Origin of the sequence: Marinobacter nitratireducens, from assembly GCF_000708045.1 — a bacterium.
Lineage (GTDB): Bacteria > Pseudomonadota > Gammaproteobacteria > Pseudomonadales > Oleiphilaceae > Marinobacter > Marinobacter nitratireducens.
The window spans coordinates 951,876-969,006 of sequence record NZ_ANIE01000003.1; the positions used below are offsets into that span (position 1 = coordinate 951,876).

Here is a 17,131-nt window from a genome sequence, read left to right on the forward strand (position 1 = left end):
AGGGATTGCACGCTTTCACAGCGCTCTTACGACGCCATTATAGAGATGGCGAAGTCGACCGCAAATGGTGTCGTGCGGCGATCAAGTCCGCCACAATGGAGATCGCAATTTCAGCGGGGGTCTTGCTCGGAATATCGACGCCTATCGGGGCTCGCAGCCTATCCAGAGAGTGCTCATCCAGCCCAAGAGACAGAAGCCGCTCGCGCCGGACCTCCGAGGTTTTCCGGGACCCCATGGCCCCAATGTAAAACGCGGAAGAGTTCAATGCCGCCAGCAATCCCATATCATCAATGCGGGGGTCGTGGGCCAGCGCCAGCACACCCGACCAGGCATCATTGAAATCAGAGACAATCAGATCATCGGGCAACTGACGTCGCACCGGTATATGGCTGTAGCCCCAGCCATCGGCAAACGCCGCCCGGGGTTCGCAGAGAGTTACCTCGAACTCCGCAGCCGACGCAAACTCCGCCACGTATCGAGCAACGTCCCCAGCCCCGATCAGAAGCAGCCGGCATTCCGGTTGCAGGCGGTGTACCAGGATCTCACCATCAAAACGGACAGCACTGCCCTGTCCGGAATCTGCAGATAACAGCCTGGTTTGCCCCTCCAGTGTCACGCGACGCACGACGGCCCGACGCTCTGCCAGGGCGGAAACCAGATCATTCATCTGGTGATACGCCTGCTCAGGCTCAAGGGGCTCGATCAGCAGGCGAATACTTCCTCCACAAGGCAACTGGAAGTGGTCACGATCTTCATCGGTGATCCCGTAATCCACCACCGTTGGGTGTTCCAGTTCCTCAGACACCGCGCGACGAAAAAGGTTTTCTTCCAGGCAGCCCCCAGAGACGGAACCACTCCACTGCCCACTCTCGCTTACAGCCAGCCACGAGCCGACCGGGCGGGGTGACGATCCCCAGGTATCGACAATGGTGCAGAGCCAGACCCGTTGACCCTGCCCCAACCAGTTTCGAACATCCCTGATGATCGACTCCCGCCCCATGGGCGGTCGCTGATCACCTTCGGAGTTCGATCGCTCTTCAGGCATTGGCGTTCAACGGCAGCACGCGCTGGCGTTTCCCGGTCAGAGCGAACAGAGCGTTGCCAAGCGCCGGAATCACTGGCGGCACACCCGGCTCTCCAACACCGGTGGGCGCCTCGTCGCTTTCAATGATATCAACGACTACCTCTGGCCGCTCATACTGACGCAGCATCTGGTAATCATGGAAATTGCTCTGCTGGACGACACCATCGACGAAGTCGATCTTGCCATACAGTGCGGCCGTAAGGCCGAAGAGGGCACCACCCTCTATCTGATCCCGGACAATCTGCGGGTTTACCACCTGGCCACAGTCAACCGCCGCAAACACCTTGTAGACGCGTATCGAGCCCCCCTCGATGCCGGCTTCAACGACCTGGGCAACGTAAGTCCCGAAGCTCCGGAAGAGTGCAATACCCCGTGCCCGGCCTTCTGCCAGAGGCTCTCCCCACTTGGCCAAGCGGGCAGCCCGATCCAGCACTTCCCGATGACGTGGTTCGTTGGCAAGCAGGTTGCGGCGGAACTGATAGGGATCCTGCCCCGCCTCGTGGGCAAGCTCATCCATAAAGGTCTCAACGGCAAACCCGTTATGGGAATAACCGACTGACCGCCACCAGGTAATCGGTACGCCAGGATCTGTGTGGGTATGGCGAATATCAATATTGCCTACCTGATACGGATAGCCGATGGCCCCTTCAATGGCGGACACGTCTTTCGGCGTTGCCAGACCTTCGGCCATGACCCCCACTTTGCCGAGGGTCCCATACATAAATTTCGGAGCCCAAGGGTACTGGGCAGGTGCCGCATTGCGAACGTACCAGTCAAGGATCTGCGGCCCAACAATCTGATGGTGCCACCCGGTGAGATTCCCATCCTCAACGGTAGCTTTCATTCTGTGCAGCATAGCCGGCCGGTACAGATCATGCTGGGTGTCTTCTTCGCGGGACCAGACCAGCTTGACCGGTTTTTCGACACGATAGGCGACGGCCGCCGCTTCCTCTATGTAATCCTGAACCAAGCGACGACCAAACCCTCCGCCCAGGAAGGTGGTGTGCACCGTCACATCATCGGGGGACAGGTCTGTGTGCCTGGCAACCGCAATTCGACCCAGATCCGGCCCCTGGGTCGGTGCCCAGACTTCCGCATGATCACCGCGATACCAGACGGTAGCATTCATCGGTTCCATGGTTGCGTGGGCGAGGTAGGGTTGCTCGTATTCCGCTTCCACCACGCGGCTCGCGCTCTCCAGAGCATCATCGAAATCCCCTTCGCTGCGCTCCGACTCTCCGGTATCGTCATCCGCCGCCTCTCGATACCCGGTAAAGACGTCAGCGGTTGACAGGGACAACGCCTCACTTTCATCCCAGTCGACTTTCAATGCCGCCTGAGCCTTGCGCGCACGCCAATACTTGTCCGCGACAACCGCAACGCCACGTTCTATCTCGAAAACATCGACCACCCCGGCCATGGCCAGGACCTCGTCCGCATTAAAACCGCTGACCCGGGCACCATATCTGGGGGCTCTGGCAATCACCGCGTAAACCATGCCAGGCAATTCGACGTCGATTCCGTATTCCGCAGTACCAGTAGATTTGGCAATCGCATCCAGGCGCTTGTTCGCCTTGCCGATCAACTTCCACTCGCTCCGGGGTTTGAGCCCCACATCCCCACGAAGAACTTCCCGTGAGGCCAATTCGACGAGCTTGGCGTACGGCAGGGAGTCAATCCCGTTGGCATGGACCACCCGACCGTCTGTCGCAGAACACTCGGAAGCATCCACGTTCCAGACCCGAGCGGCGGCCATGATCAGCAACTGGCGCGCGGACGCACCCGCTGTCCGCAGTGGCTCCCAGGCGGTGGCAACACTGGTGCTGCCACCGGTAAGCTGAAGCTTGAATAACGGATTCCGGTATTCTGGAGCCACTGGGGCAAACCGGACGGAGATGGCTTCCGGTGCAACCTCCAGCTCTTCCGCAATCAGGGTGGTCAGGCCAGTGTACGTACCCTGCCCCATTTCCACCCGATCAAGGGTGAACCAGATGTCACCAGACTTGGTCAGTTCCAGCCAGGCATCCGCCTTCCATGTCCCGGACTCCGGTTTAAAGCCAGTCTGGACACCCGCGCAACCGGGCAAAGACAAAGAGATCAGGAGGCTTCCGGAGGTTCCGGCACCAACCTTCAGAAAGTCGCGTCGGTTCATCGTCATATTACGCGCCCTCCTGTCGTGCCGGCTCCACGATACCCACCACGGATTCAACCGCAGCAACGATGCGAGAGTAGGTCCCACAACGGCAGATGTTGCCGGTCATCGCCGCGACGATTTCGTCACGAGTCGGAGAAGGATTGGTCTTCAGAAGATGGGCAGCACTCATGATCTGACCAGACTGACAATAACCACACTGTGGCACGCCATGCTCTACCCAGGCCTGTTGGAGTGGGTGGAGCTTTCCGGGCTCCCCCAGCCCCTCGATGGTGGTGATCTCACCGCCAGCGGCCAATTCCAATGGTGTCGAGCAGGAGCGAATCGGTGCACCGTTGAGATGCACTGTACACGCGCCACACAATCCTGCTCCGCAACCAAACTTGGTTCCCTTGAGCCCGAGTTCGTCTCTCAACACCCACAGCAACGGCGTATCGCCCTCGACCTCTATCGAGCGGTTTTCGCCGTTTACAGTCAGATTCACTGCCATCCCGATCTCTCCCGTATAGACCTTCAGGAGGCCTATTTATTTATCATTGTTGTCAGTTACTGCTGGCATTCCGTTTTTACTTGACGACTTCCTGACCGTCCTTGTTGACCCAGATCTTACGCTCCCCGGTTTCCATCTTGCCGTTGGAGTCCCAGACCTCACGGTTTTCAGTTGCTTCATTCAACTTGCCGTTGTCATTCCAGATCACCCGATCTTTGCAACCAGCAAGGGCCGCGAGGGAAAACACAACAACCATCATCTTCTTCACAGATTCACCTCCGTAATGCCGAATCATCGGCGTATTAATCTCGAATTAAGCTGAATGCCCGCTCACTCGGTTCTAGCGGCTACCATGACGTTCACGATTGTTCTGCTTGTCGCGTTCACTTTTTCGAACCATGACATAAACCGCCCCGGTACCACCATGGTGTTTCTGGGCCGAATGAAACGCCAGAACCGAATCCAGTTCCGGCAACCACTTGGCGACATAGCTCTTGAGCTGAGCAATACCATCGGGATTACGCTCGCCCTTCCCGTGCAGGATGATCACAGACCGCAGGCCATACCTAACGCAGTCCCCAATAAAAGAAAACACTTCTCGGCGTGCCTCTTCAACGGTCATCCGGTGCAGATCCAGCCTGGCCTCTATCGGGTACTGTCCCAGCCTGAGCTTACGGAACACGCCATGCTGAACGCCGGGCCGCTGCCAACTCAGGACATCATGGGATTTCAACGGCTCCACCATGTCGGCTGTCAGCGGATTCCGATCTCTCACCACCTTTTCCACCGCAGATCGCTGCCGCTCAAGGTGGCCCGGAGTCAACTCTTTGGGCGCCTGAACCTCCGCCCGGTTTGGCTTCTTGATGCGCTTAACGTCTTTCATTTCTTCCAGAAAGCTCAAGCGCTCGTCTTTAGTCGTCATAGTGACACACGAGTTATCGTTTAGATTCAGGAACTTTACCACCCGCTCCCGCAGCCATAAAGTGAAGTATCCGGAGCCCTGGACTGCGACCAAAATCGTAAGGCCTGCTGACCGCACTCTGAACTAAACTGCAAACTCACAATAATAACGATCGTTCGACTCAGGGAGCCAAACATGGCCGCAGCGAATCAGGACAGTTCCCGCCCTCAGAACACCCGAGCAATCATGGGCTTTCTCCGTGAACACGCGCCTTTCTCAAGCATGGAAGACCCGCACCTCGCTCATTTCGCCGAGCATGCCACACTGAGATTTTTTGCCGATGGCGATGCGGTGCTCTCCCCGGATGACGGAATCGTCAAGAGATTTTACGTGGTAAAGCAGGGACGGATTCGTGGCGAACGCCACAATGAGAAAGAGGACCGGCTGGAAACCACCTTTGAGATCAGCCAGGGCGAATGCTTCCCCCTGGCAGCCCTGATTGGCGAGCGCCCGACCCGGACGCTGCACCGCGCATCGGGTGACACTTTCTGCCTGAGCATTGAACAGGACGCATTTATTACGCTGTTTTCGGAAAGCGAGACCTTCCGTGATTTCTGCATTCGGGGTGTCAGCAGCCTGCTGGACCAGGTAAACCAGAGGATTCAGTCCAGCGCGATGGCATCCATGGGTTCCAGCAACACTTTGGACACCCCGCTGGAGCGATACGCGCTCCGCAATCCCATTGTCTGCTCACCAGATGTGCCCGTGCGCAAGGCCGTCGCCAGGATGCATGAGAACAACGTGGGGAGCATCATCGTCACCGATGACAACCGGCATCCGACCGGCATTTTTACTCTCCGGGATCTCAGGTCCATGATCGCCAAGGGGGAGTTTCCTCTGGACACGCCGATCCAGCAGGTCATGACCCAGAACCCCTGCCGCCTCCCAGCCCAGGCCGATGCGTTCGAAGCCGCCATGCTCATGGCCGAACATCATTTCGCACACCTGTGCGTTGTTGACGCGGACGACCACCTGATCGGCGTTGTCTCAGAGCGCGATCTCTTCTCCCTTCAGCGGGTTGATCTCGTTAACCTGGCTCGAACGATCGGCACGGCGACCCACCTGCGAACGCTTGTCAGCCTGCGCTCTGACGTTTCCCGCTTGGTGGATGCCATGCTCGCCCATGGTGCAGATTCCGGACAGGTCGTCAAAATCATCACTACCCTGAACGACGTGACCGTGCGCCGTGTACTGGAACTTAATCTGAAAAAGAACGACCCCGGCATTCCCTTCACCTGGCTTACCTTTGGCAGCGAAGGACGGCAAGAGCAGACGCTTCTCACAGACCAGGACAACGGCATCCTGTTCCAGACGCCCGAGGGCATGACCGAAGACGAGGCCAGAGAAAAACTCCTGCCCTTCGCGCGGACCATCAATGATGAGCTCGCAGAATGCGGATTCACCCTCTGCAAGGGCAACATCATGGCAAGCAACCCCAAGCTGTGCCTGAGCGAACGGGAATGGGACGACTGGTTCATTCGCTTCATCGAGGCATCCACGCCCCAGAACCTCGTGTACTCCTCGATTTTCCTCGATATGCGGGCGGTGTTTGGACCGATGGAACCGCTTCATCGTCTGCTTGAGAACGTACTTACCCGAATCCGGAAGAATGCCCTGTTCCAGAAGATGTTGGCCGGCAACGCACTCCAGCGAAAACCACCCCTGACCATGTTCCGCAATTTCCGTTATCTCAATGAAGGTAACAAACACTCGCTTGATTTGAAGCGACAGGGCCTGGCGCCCTTCGTGGAATCGGTCCGGGTGTTTGCACTGGCAAACGGCGTGGAGGCCGCGAACACACTGGAGAGAATGGACGCACTGGCCCGTAACGGCGTATTTGACCCCAAAGACGCCAATGCCTGGAAGGAGGGCTACAGCCTGATTCAGGCCATTCGCATGCGCGCCCATCAGGAAATGCTGGATCGCGGCGAGGAGCTCACCAACTACATCGATCCTGACGACCTGAATCCGCTGGACCGGCGGATTCTTCGGGAGTCCTTCCGGCAAGCGCAGCGTCTGCAGCAGAAGCTCGAAGTCACGTATCAACTCTGAGGCACTGAGCGACCATGCTGGAGCACATCAAACAATGGTTGGATAGGCGTCGTGGCGGCGTCATCGGCAGCCACAATCCCGACAACCTGCCGCACCCCAAAGCCCCTGGAGACCAGTTGCTTTCGGAGTCCCGGCTGATCGTTCTGGATCTGGAGACGACCGGCCTCAACGCCTCCAAAGATGAGGTTATTGCCATCGGCGCTGTCGCCATTCAAGGCGGCACAATTCCGCTGGATGACCAGTTCGACCTGATCCTGCGTCGCCCCGAACTGGACATCCGGGAGACTGTCCTGATCCACGGCATCGGCACTGAAGCGCTGACTCAGGGCCATGAAACGGAGGATGCCCTGCTTTACCTTCTCGAATGGATGAATGGCGACCCCATCCTTGCCTATCACTCCGCCTTTGATCAGAAATTTCTGGAAAAGACCCTCAAGGCACAACTTGGCTACACCCAGCCCCACACCTGGATGGATGTTGCGGACATCCTCCCTGCTTTCTTTCCGGACGCGAAAACCGGCGGTAAAGGCCTCGACCATTGGGCCGACTACTTTGGCCTGGAAGTCAGCGCACGTCACCATGCCGCCGCCGATGCCCTCGCGACCGCCGAACTGACCTTGGCCGCACTGAACAAGGCAGGAAAAGACGGGGTCAAAACCCTTCACGAACTGAATGACAAGCTCAAATACCATCGACGCCTGCAAAACATGCATCGGTTCTGAGACATAAGTCTAATCAGCATCACGGAAACGGCCGAAACCACGGCAAATACCTGAGAATTAGACCTTTTGCCAATATCTATAAATCAGTTGCCAAGTAAAGTCAGAAGAGACAACAGTCGGAGAAATACTTATATGAATAATAAATTCTCTAACCACAAAAGCTCTCAACAAACCCACCCAACCTCCACAACAACAACACAGGAGTGAAACCTATGTCAGGTCATAGCTACGACGCTGAACAATACTGGAAGGCGAACCTCCGTCTGATATTCGGAAGCCTGATTGTCTGGGCTCTGGTGTCTTACGGCTTTGCCATTCTTCTTCGTCCCATGCTTGCAGGTATCGGGGTCGGCGGAACCGATCTTGGCTTCTGGTTTGCCCAGCAAGGCTCAATTCTTACCTTCATCGTTTTGATCTTCCACTACGCGTGGCGCATGAACAAGATCGACGAAAAATTCGGCGTACACGAGGAGTAAGAACGAATGAGCCAATTTGCAATCAACCTCATCTTCGTAGGGGGGTCCTTCCTCCTCTACATCGGTATCGCTATCTGGGCGAAAGCCGGTAGCACCAAAGACTTCTACGTGGCAGGTGGCGGCGTTCACCCGATCACCAACGGCGCCGCCATCGGCGCGGACTGGATGTCAGCGGCATCCTTCATCTCCATGGCAGGCCTGATCGCCGCCGGTGGTTATGCAAACTCTACCTTCCTGATGGGCTGGACTGGCGGTTATGTTCTGCTGGCCATGCTGCTGGCTCCGTACCTGCGGAAGTTCGGCAAGTTCACCGTTCCCGAGTTCATCGGTGACCGTTACTACAGCAGCAATGCGCGCCTGGTGGCTGTAATCTGTCTGATTGTGGCTTCTGTCACCTACGTAATCGGTCAGATGGCCGGTGCCGGTGTCGCGTTCTCCCGCTTCCTGGAAGTAGACGCCACTATGGGGCTGATCATCGCCGCAGTTGTCGTATTCATGTACGCCGTTCTCGGTGGCATGAAGGGCATCACCTATACCCAGGTTGCTCAGTACTGCGTTCTGATCGTTGCATACACCATTCCTGCAGTGTTCATTTCCCTGCAACTGACAGGCAACCCGATTCCTGGTCTGGGTATGTTCTCGACCCACACTGAGTCCGGTCTTCCCCTGCTGACCAAACTGAACCAGGTCATCACCGATCTTGGCTTTAATGAATACACCGCCGACGTTGATAACAAACTCAACATGGTGCTGTTCACCCTGTCTCTGATGATCGGTACTGCGGGTCTGCCGCACGTTATCATCCGCTTCTTCACCGTACCCAAAGTTGCTGACGCTCGCTGGTCCGGCGGCTGGGCTCTGGTCTTCATCGCCCTGCTGTACCTGACAGCACCGGCCGTTGCATCCATGGCTCGCCTGAACCTGATGACCACCATCTACCCGGATGGCACAGCATCGGCACCGATCGAGTACGAAGCGCGTCCGAACTGGGTTAAAGAGTGGGAAGTCACCGGTCTGATCAAGTTTGAAGACAAGAACGAAGATGGTCGCATCCAGCTCTACAACGACAGCGAAGCATTCAAGGCAGAAGCGGATTCACGCGGCTGGGAAGGCAACGAGCTGACCGTAAACCGGGACATCCTGGTACTGGCCAACCCGGAAATCGCCAATCTGCCAGGCTGGGTCATCGGTCTGATCGCAGCAGGTGGTCTGGCCGCCGCTCTGTCCACTGCGGCGGGTCTGTTGCTGGCAATTTCTTCGGCGGTGAGTCACGACCTGATCAAAGGGCGCTTCAATCCGAATATCTCGGATAAAGGCGAACTGATGGCAGCTCGTATTTCCATGGCCGTAGCCATCGTGGTTGCAACCTACCTCGGTGCGAATCCTCCGGGCTTCGCGGCACAGGTGGTTGCCCTGGCCTTCGGTATCGCTGCCGCATCCCTGTTCCCGGCCCTGATGATGGGTATCTTCTCCAAGCGGGTGAATAACAAGGGTGCCATCGCAGGTATGCTCTCCGGTCTGACCTTCACCCTGGTGTACATCTTCGTGTATAAGGGCTGGCTGTTCATCCCGGGCACCAACAACCTGGCAGACACCCCGGAAAACTGGGTATTGGGGATCTCCCCGCTGTCCATCGGTGCCATTGGTGCAATCGTCAACTTTGCGGTAGCCTTCGTTGTATCCAACGCAACTGAAGAGCCGCCCGTTGAGATTCAGGAGCTGGTTGAAAGCGTCCGTTACCCACGCGGTGCCGGTCAGGCTTCAGACCACTAAGCAATACATCAGCCTGAGTCAGTCATTGAATTGACAGGTTGATAACGGACGGGCTTCCTCCTTGAGGGAGCCCGTTCTTTTTTGAGGAATTGATTTTATGTTCTGGACCTTTGTAGCCACTGTATTCTGCGGCCTGGGCGCGGCCGGTATTGCCCTCGGGATTCGCACCCTGACGAAGAAAAAGGCGCCACGCTGGCTTATCCCGGTCTTTGCCGGAGCCGGCATGCTGGGTTACCTGATTCACGGGGAGTACACCTGGTACGAACACAAGAAGAGTCTGCTGCCCGACGAGGCGGTCATCGTGGACACCGAAGACGACGGTATTTACTGGCGTCCATGGACCTTTGCGTTCCCCTATGTCACTGCCTTTTCTACCGTAGACGTGGATAGCATTGGCAGGGATACCGGCAACCCGGATATTGTCCGCTTCACGCTGTATCGGTTCGAGCAAAAGATGACAGACGCAGTCTCCCATCGGGTTCATCTGATCAACTGTCAGAGCCTGGAACTCGTCCCGCTCGGATCCGATGGCACACCAAGGGTCGATAATATGAAAGTTCTGGATCAGACTGATCCACTCGTACGGACGGTTTGTTCGAGCTGATTCGATATCTCTCCGTCACCTGAAGCTGTTTACGACGAAAAGAGCGTTCCATGATAAGCGCCTGGCTGCTGGTACTGATCTCCATCACCTACATCTCCATCCTGTTTGTCATCGCCTGGGCCGGTGACAAACATCCGGGGCTCTATCGGCAGCGATTGGCCCGCACCCACATCTACGCTCTCTCCCTGGCGGTCTACTTCACTTCGTGGACATTCTACGGCGCCGTGGGGCGTGCTACCCAGGAGGGCCTCGGCTTCCTGCCGATCTATCTGGGCCCCCTGCTTGTTTTTGTGTTTGGGGCGCCGCTTCTTCGACGAATCATCTACATCAGTAAACGGAACAACAGTACGTCGATCGCCGATTTCATCGCCTCCCGCTACGGCAAATCGCAACTCCTGGCGGCAATGATTGCGACCTTTGCGCTTATTGGCAGTGTTCCCTACATCGCGCTGCAACTGAAGGCGATCGCCATGGGGTTCAATGTACTGTCCCAGACCGGTAGCGGGTACCAGGAACTCAGCTCCGCCGCTTGGAATGACTCCGCGTGGTACATCACCCTTGCCCTCGCGGTGTTTACGGTACTGTTCGGAACCCGCCACCTGGAATCCACGGAACATCATCGCGGCATGATCCAGGCGGTTGCGTTCGAATCACTGATCAAGCTGGTGGCCTTTGTTGCGGTGGGGCTTTTCGTGGGCTTTGGGCTCTATGGCGGCTTCGGCGATCTGTTCAGTCGCGTTCAGGAAGCAGATCTGGTTGGGACGTTGACAACCGATGGCTTACAAGCGCCGGCTTTCATTACCCAGACACTGGTGGCGATGCTGGCCATTATCTGCCTTCCCCGGCAATTCCACGTCATGGTCGTGGAGAATACCGACCACAGGGATTTCGAGTTCGCCCGCTGGGCAATGCCAATCTACCTGATTGTTGCGAGTGCCTTTGTGCTCCCGATTGCAGCAGCAGGAATGCTGGCACCAGAGGGGGTCAATTCCAACCCGGACATTCTGATTCTCCAACTCCCCATCATGGCCGGAAAGGAGTGGCTGGCGATCCTTGCGTTCCTCGGTGGCGGTTCAGCCGCTGCTGCCATGGTCATCGTATGCTCGGTTGCCATTGCCACCATGGTCAGCAACGAAATCATCATGCCGGCCCTGCTCAAGTTCTTCCGACCGGGAATGAACCGCAGAACCGACCTCAGTTATCTGTTGCTCAGCATCCGTCGGGTCGCCATCTTTGTTGTATTGCTAACCGCCTATGGCTTCTACCGCATGGCTGGGGAGGACTACAGCCTGACAGCCTTTGGCCTGCTCTCTTTCGCCGCTGCTGCCCAGTTCGGGCCGGCCCTCGTGGGCGGCATCATCTGGCGCCAGGGTAATTACATGGGCGCAGTCTGGGGTCTGGGGCTTGGCTTCCTGGTATGGAGTTACACATTGCTCCTGCCTGCTCTGGCGACAACCGGGTGGCTGTCGAACACCCTGGTGAACGAAGGATTTATGGGCTTCAGCTGGACCCGTCCCACCGCCCTGTTCGGTTCCGAACTCGACCAGATCAGCCATGGCATCATCTGGAGCCTTGGCGTCAATACGGTCACTTACATCGTACTGTCCATGCTTACCCGCCAACGGGTCAGGGAAAAGATTCAGATCGCCTCCTTTTTCCACGACCCCCAGCCCAAGGCAGAGACCGCACAGCACCAGAGCTGGCAGGGCGAAATCCTGACTTCAGACCTCCAGGCACTGACAGACCGGTTCATGGGGGAAGAACGCTCGGAAACCATTTTCCGAAATTACGAACGCCGCAACGCCATACGCCTGCACCCTCATCGCCCCGCGTCTGCGCACTTGATGAAGTATATTGAGCGGCAGCTGGCGTCCGTTATTGGCGCCTCCACCGCCCGGGTCGTGCTCGAATCAACGCTGACCGGCCGGGACATGCAAATCGAGGATGTGGTCAGCATTGTCGATGAAGCCTCTCAGGCCATGACATTCAGCCGGGAGCTGCTGCAGTCAGCGATTGAAAACATCAGCCTCGGGGTATCCGTGGTCAACCACCAGCAACAGCTGGTGGTCTGGAACCATCGATACCTGGAACTGTTCACTTACCCCAAGGGGTATGTCCGGGTCGGCCGGCCGGTGGAAGATCTGATGCGCTATAACCTGACCAATGCCAACCTGTCCGCCCGGCGGATCGATGAGATCATCGCCAACCGTTGCGACAGCATGCGCGAAGGTCGACCGATGTCCTACGAGCGCCAGCGTCCTGACGGAACCGTTCTGCGCATTGACGGAAGCCCGATTCCAGGCGGCGGCTACGTGACGACGTTCCAGGACATCACCGCCATGCGACGGACCGAACAGGCGCTCAAGGAAACCAATATCTATCTTGAGCAGCGGGTGAAGGAGCGCACTCAGGAGCTACAGGTCATCAACGAGCAAATGCTCAAAGCGAAGTCCGTTGCCGAACAGGCCAACCAGAGTAAGACCCGCTTTCTGGCCTCCGCCAGTCACGACCTCCTACAACCTCTGAATGCGGCTCGACTGTTCACCTCCGCTCTCGCGGGCAAGGCCAACGACGGAGAGATGAAAGACCTGGTCGATCATATCGACAGCTCCCTGGGGGCGGCCGAAGAGATCATCAGCACCCTGTTGGATATTTCGAAACTCGACGCCGGCGCTCTGGAACCCAACATCGGCGTGTTTCCCGTCAATGATCTGCTCCGGCATCTCGCCACAGACTTTTCCGCTATTGCCAAGGATCAGGGGCTGGACCTGCATGTAGTTCCCAGCACCGCCTGGGTGCGCTCCGATTCAAAGCTGCTGCGACGGGTTGTACAGAACTTCCTGTCCAATGCCATCCGGTACACCTCCGACGGCAAAATCCTGTTGGGTTGCCGGCGGTTGAAGGGGTACCTGCGAATTGAAGTCTGGGATACGGGCCCCGGTATTCCGGAAGACCAGCTGGCCCATATTTTTGAGGAGTTCCGCCGCTTCCAGCAGGGGCGGGACAAGAAAGGTCTGGGGCTTGGTCTCGCAATCGTTGATCGAATCAGCGGCATGCTGAATCATCCAGTCAGTGTTCAATCGATTCAGGGCCGGGGCAGCGTTTTTGGCATCACGGTACCGATAGCGGCGCCGGATCAGAACCACCAGGCGGCAGCGAAATCCAGCAGTGGTTCTCGCCGGGTGTCCAGTCTTGGCGGGCTGCAGGTTCTCTGCATTGATAATGATCCCGCCATTCTCCAAGGCATGGTCGCGCTGCTCGGTAACTGGCAGTGCAACGTCACTGCTGCGGAGAGCCTGGAAGATGCCCGTATCAAACTCGGCGGCCGAAAGCCCGAAATCATCCTCGCGGACTACCAGCTAGACGACAACAAAAACGGGCTGGATGCCATGGATGCGCTTCGCAACGATCTTGGCGAAGATTTGCCCGGCATCCTGATTACTGGATATATGGCCCCGGAAGTCCGGGAAGATGCGATCAATCGTGGCTACCATATACTGTACAAACCAGTGAAGCCCGCGGCACTGCGGGCAATGGTTAATAAACTTCTAAAGTAGAAACTGCATGATCTCATCGTCACAGAAAGGCAGCGCAAATCCATTCGGGAAGCTCAGTTATCTGATTATTGATGACTTCGAAAGCTTTCGCCTTTCCATGAGACAAATGCTCCGCAGCTGTGGTGCCGACAAGATCGAGCTGGTCGGCCACGCAGCGCCAGCTATCCAGTACTGTACCTACAACCATGTTGACGTCGTGCTCTGCGACTACAATCTTGGCGAAGGAAAGAACGGGCAGCATGTGCTTGAGGAGCTGAGACACAAGAAATTGCTCAGGCGCTCATCTCTCTTCCTTATGGTCACCGCTGAAACCTCCAAGGAAATGGTAATGGGTGCACGGGAATACCAACCTGACGGTTACCTGACAAAACCTATCAACCGTGCGATGTTGGAGAAGCGACTCGGAAGCCTAATTGAGCAACGCAATGCGCTGCTTCCGATCAACCGGGAAATTGATCGTGAAAACTATCCCGAGGCGATCTCATTGTGTCTGCAAATGCTGCCCAAACAGCCCCGATATAAAACCTGGCTGATGAAAACCCTTGGCGACCTGTATTTTCAGCTCGGTGACCTTACCCATGCCATTAAAGTCTACGACGACGTATTAGCACAACGGGAACTGTCATGGGCAAGGCTGGGTAAATGCAAAGTCTTGCTTGCCAACCGCAACTATGACGACGCAGTCCAGGGACTCCAGCAGTTGATCGAAAGCCACCCCGACTACATGGAAGCCTATGACCTGATGGCCGAAGGGCTGAAACGCCAGGGGCGCCTACCACAGGCACAGCAGGCACTTCAGAAGGCAATTGAACACTCGCCCAATGCCCTGCTTCGCCAGAAACACCTGGCAGAGCTTGCGGCGTCTAACCAGGACATGAACACTTCAGCCGATGCCTGGCGGCGGACCGTAGCGCTTGGCACCTACTCGATTCACGACAGCTCAGAGCACTACCTGGCCCTGAGTCAGACACTGTCGGACCTCAGCGAAGGTAATACCGAAGCGGACGGTGTGGATCAGGCCAACGAGGCACTGAGCATACTGGGCAAAATGGAAAAGCGGTTTTCCGATGAGGACGGTATTGGTACCCGGAGCCGTATTATTCAATGCCGGGTCCATGCCGGTCAGGGACGACAGCAGGAGGCGGAGAAGATATTAACGGCCGTCCGGAAAGAGTTTGAAGAGGCCGGGGCATCGTCTGCCGAGGCCGGTCTGGACTATGCGAAGACCCTGTTCCGGCTCAACCATCCAGGGGATGCCAAAAAGCTTCTCGCCGACCTGGCCCAACGATTTTCCGACAACCCAGATGTTCTCTCAAAGATCGAGGCGCTACTGGACGAACCCGTAGGCTTCCGCCAGAAACTCCAGGCCCGTGCTTTCACACGCCAGGGTATAAAGGCATTCGAAGCCGGCGAACTGGATGCAGCAGCCGATGCGTTTACCAAAGCTCTGAGCGTTGTCCCGGACCACCCCGCTCTGAATCTCAACCTCATCCAGGTTTATCTTAAGCAATCGGAAGCTGAAGCAAACCAGGGAGACCTCGTCGCCAAATGCCGTGCACTGATCGATCGGCTGGAGACCCTGCCGGAGCAACACCGACAGTATCGGCGCTATACCGCATTGAAAAGGAAGCTGGAGGGAATGACATGACGGACTCCGACCTGCCCGCGCACGAGACGCCTCTGAAAGACCCTGGTATTGATTTTTCCATGGTCCTGGCCTCAGCAGTGCATGACATGAAAAATTCACTGGGCATGCTGCTGAACAGTCTGGATGAGCTTCGTCACGACAATGAAAACACTCTCGGTGGTTCGAACCAGTTCAACATGCTTCAGTATGAAGCCGAACGCATGCACAACGATCTGGTTCAACTGCTGGGCATCTATCGCCTCGGTGAAAACAACCTATCGGCTCACATAGAAGAACACTTTGTTCCGGACTTCCTCTCAGAGCATATGGCCCGACACACCCCTCTCCTGGAGGGATTGGGAATTGAGTGCACCATAGATGCCGATAACATCAACGGATTTTTCGATGCCGATCTTCTCACTGGCGTACTGAACAACACCATCAATAACGCCATTCGATACACCAAGAGTAAAATCCGCCTAACTGCCCGGGAGCAGGATGGCTATCTCGTGATCGGTGTCGAGGACGATGGAAAGGGCTACCCCGCCAGTATGCAACTCAGTGGCACGCTGACGTTCAAGTCCCTCGATTTCAACAGCGGCAGCACCAGCCTGGGGCTGTTTTTCGCTTCCTCAGTTGCAAAGCTGCACAGCGAGGGCACTTCCACAGGTTCGATCAAATTGCATAATGGTGGTGAATTCGGTGGTGGCGTGTTCGAGATCTGGTTACCCTGAGCAATAACCTTTCAGGAGCGCCGGATTCACACAGGGAGGAAGAATCGTATGGCCCGGGGACATGCACTCATCATTGAGGATTCGTCGACAGCACGAATCCTACTTTCACGCATGCTTAGCAAAGCCGATGTCACAAGCCAGGGCGTTGCAAGCGCAGAAGAAGCGTTCGACCTGCTCCACAGCCAGATTTTTGACCTCATTTTCCTCGACCACCTGTTGCCGGGTATGGACGGCTTCGAAGCCCTAAAGAAGCTCAAGAGCCAGCCAGACACACGGGACATCCCCGTGTTTATGTACACCTCCCAGAACGCACAAAAGTATCTCATGGAAGCCAAAGCCCTGGGCGCTGCGGGTGTCATTCATAAACAGGTCGATCGTGAACAGCTGAGTGCCACACTGGACAGAATCCTTACCGGTATTCCGGAACCCGAAAAGAGCGAATCCTTGAGGGACGCCGTTCAGGGTGCTGAAAAAGGCGCCCGGGAAAGCATCGAACAGGCCTCACGACGAATTACCGGACGACTGTCAACGGTAGAGGTTGCATACGAAGAACTGGAAGAAGAAGTCAGGGAATTACGACTGACAGTGAAAAAGCTGAGAAACGAGCAGTTGGAAAGATCTAACCGAGATCGATCCCGGACCAGGGTGTTTGGTGTCGCAATGCTTCTGACTGTAGGGATAGTCGTCTGGCTGGCCTCATGGCAAACCAGCCTTCTTGATAACCATATCAACAACGCCAATGAACAGTTCGATCTGCTCCGGGGGATCATCGATGGCCTTGTAGAGTTAGTCGGGAAGTAAGTTTTTTCAGGCAATAAAAAACCCCAGCATCGGGGATGCTGGGGTTTAGGTATTAGGCGCCTGACGATGACCTACTCTCACATGGGCAACGCCACACT

14 protein-coding genes are annotated in these 17,131 nt (G+C 56.5%); 9 read left to right on the forward strand and 5 right to left on the reverse strand.

Annotated elements, in window-relative coordinates; genetic code table 11:
• Positions 1–37: 37 nt before the first annotated feature.
• The 5 genes from D777_RS06250 to smrA all read right to left on the reverse strand — a co-directional run bounded on the left by D777_RS06250 (position 38) and on the right by smrA (position 4,648).
• Positions 38–1,045, reverse strand: coding sequence for an XdhC family protein (locus D777_RS06250; protein WP_227501682.1), 1,008 nt, complete (start codon positions 1,043–1,045; stop codon positions 38–40).
• The gene (locus D777_RS06255; protein WP_036129532.1) at positions 1,038–3,242 is read right to left on the reverse strand and encodes a xanthine dehydrogenase family protein molybdopterin-binding subunit; all 2,205 of its coding nucleotides are present in this window, start codon (positions 3,240–3,242) and stop codon (positions 1,038–1,040) included. Before D777_RS06255 ends, D777_RS06250 begins: the two co-directional genes overlap by 8 nt.
• A gap of 1 nt (position 3,243) precedes the next feature.
• Positions 3,244–3,726 carry a (2Fe-2S)-binding protein gene (locus D777_RS06260; protein WP_036129533.1) on the reverse strand — a complete coding sequence of 161 codons (483 nt, stop codon included), beginning with the start codon at positions 3,724–3,726 and terminating at the stop codon, positions 3,244–3,246.
• A gap of 76 nt (positions 3,727–3,802) precedes the next feature.
• The gene (locus tag D777_RS06265; RefSeq protein ID WP_406564763.1) at positions 3,803–3,985 is read right to left on the reverse strand and encodes a hypothetical protein; all 183 of its coding nucleotides are present in this window, start codon (positions 3,983–3,985) and stop codon (positions 3,803–3,805) included.
• Positions 3,986–4,066: 81 nt separating this feature from the next.
• Positions 4,067–4,648: a DNA endonuclease SmrA gene (smrA, locus tag D777_RS06270; RefSeq protein WP_036129535.1), complete on the reverse strand. Its 582-nt coding sequence runs from the start codon at positions 4,646–4,648 to the stop codon at positions 4,067–4,069.
• 174 nt (positions 4,649–4,822) lie between these two features.
• Here smrA and D777_RS06275 point away from each other — a divergent pair, with 174 nt between their 5' ends.
• The 9 genes from D777_RS06275 (at position 4,823) to D777_RS06315 (ending at position 17,033) form a co-directional block, all read left to right on the forward strand.
• The gene (locus tag D777_RS06275) at positions 4,823–6,739 is read left to right on the forward strand and encodes a putative nucleotidyltransferase substrate binding domain-containing protein (protein ID WP_036129536.1); all 1,917 of its coding nucleotides are present in this window, start codon (positions 4,823–4,825) and stop codon (positions 6,737–6,739) included.
• Between the two features lie 14 nt (positions 6,740–6,753).
• Positions 6,754–7,461 carry a 3'-5' exonuclease gene (locus D777_RS06280; RefSeq protein ID WP_036129537.1) on the forward strand — a complete coding sequence of 236 codons (708 nt, stop codon included), beginning with the start codon at positions 6,754–6,756 and terminating at the stop codon, positions 7,459–7,461.
• 212 nt (positions 7,462–7,673) lie between these two features.
• Positions 7,674–7,937, forward strand: a complete 264-nt coding sequence (locus tag D777_RS06285; RefSeq protein WP_036129538.1) for a DUF4212 domain-containing protein — start codon at positions 7,674–7,676, stop codon at positions 7,935–7,937.
• Positions 7,938–7,943: 6 nt separating this feature from the next.
• Positions 7,944–9,710 (forward strand): sodium:solute symporter family protein, encoded by a 1,767-nt coding sequence (locus D777_RS06290; protein ID WP_036129539.1) that lies wholly within the window; start codon positions 7,944–7,946, stop codon positions 9,708–9,710.
• 97 nt (positions 9,711–9,807) lie between these two features.
• Positions 9,808–10,314 (forward strand): hypothetical protein, encoded by a 507-nt coding sequence (locus D777_RS06295; RefSeq protein ID WP_036129540.1) that lies wholly within the window; start codon positions 9,808–9,810, stop codon positions 10,312–10,314.
• 50 nt (positions 10,315–10,364) lie between these two features.
• The gene (locus D777_RS06300; protein ID WP_036129541.1) at positions 10,365–13,871 is read left to right on the forward strand and encodes a hybrid sensor histidine kinase/response regulator; all 3,507 of its coding nucleotides are present in this window, start codon (positions 10,365–10,367) and stop codon (positions 13,869–13,871) included.
• A 7-nt stretch (positions 13,872–13,878) separates the two neighbouring features.
• A complete protein-coding gene (locus D777_RS06305) occupies positions 13,879–15,519 on the forward strand; it encodes a tetratricopeptide repeat-containing response regulator (RefSeq protein ID WP_036129542.1) in 1,641 nt (546 codons plus the stop codon).
• Positions 15,520–15,551: 32 nt separating this feature from the next.
• Positions 15,552–16,232, forward strand: a complete 681-nt coding sequence (locus tag D777_RS06310; RefSeq protein ID WP_036129646.1) for a sensor histidine kinase — start codon at positions 15,552–15,554, stop codon at positions 16,230–16,232.
• A 48-nt stretch (positions 16,233–16,280) separates the two neighbouring features.
• Positions 16,281–17,033 carry a response regulator gene (locus D777_RS06315; RefSeq protein ID WP_036129543.1) on the forward strand — a complete coding sequence of 251 codons (753 nt, stop codon included), beginning with the start codon at positions 16,281–16,283 and terminating at the stop codon, positions 17,031–17,033.
• The last annotated feature ends 98 nt before the right edge of the window (positions 17,034–17,131 follow it).

Coding starts and splice junctions, on each gene's coding strand:
- D777_RS06250 (WP_227501682.1), bottom strand. CDS start 1,045: ATGCCTGAAGAGCGATCGAACTCCGAAGGTGATCAGCGACCGCCCATG.
- D777_RS06255 (WP_036129532.1), bottom strand. CDS start 3,242: ATGACGATGAACCGACGCGACTTTCTGAAGGTTGGTGCCGGAACCTCC.
- D777_RS06260 (WP_036129533.1), bottom strand. CDS start 3,726: ATGGCAGTGAATCTGACTGTAAACGGCGAAAACCGCTCGATAGAGGTC.
- D777_RS06265 (WP_406564763.1), bottom strand. CDS start 3,985: ATGATGGTTGTTGTGTTTTCCCTCGCGGCCCTTGCTGGTTGCAAAGAT.
- smrA (WP_036129535.1), bottom strand. CDS start 4,648: ATGACGACTAAAGACGAGCGCTTGAGCTTTCTGGAAGAAATGAAAGAC.
- D777_RS06275 (WP_036129536.1), top strand. CDS start 4,823: ATGGCCGCAGCGAATCAGGACAGTTCCCGCCCTCAGAACACCCGAGCA.
- D777_RS06280 (WP_036129537.1), top strand. CDS start 6,754: ATGCTGGAGCACATCAAACAATGGTTGGATAGGCGTCGTGGCGGCGTC.
- D777_RS06285 (WP_036129538.1), top strand. CDS start 7,674: ATGTCAGGTCATAGCTACGACGCTGAACAATACTGGAAGGCGAACCTC.
- D777_RS06290 (WP_036129539.1), top strand. CDS start 7,944: ATGAGCCAATTTGCAATCAACCTCATCTTCGTAGGGGGGTCCTTCCTC.
- D777_RS06295 (WP_036129540.1), top strand. CDS start 9,808: ATGTTCTGGACCTTTGTAGCCACTGTATTCTGCGGCCTGGGCGCGGCC.
- D777_RS06300 (WP_036129541.1), top strand. CDS start 10,365: ATGATAAGCGCCTGGCTGCTGGTACTGATCTCCATCACCTACATCTCC.
- D777_RS06305 (WP_036129542.1), top strand. CDS start 13,879: ATGATCTCATCGTCACAGAAAGGCAGCGCAAATCCATTCGGGAAGCTC.
- D777_RS06315 (WP_036129543.1), top strand. CDS start 16,281: ATGGCCCGGGGACATGCACTCATCATTGAGGATTCGTCGACAGCACGA.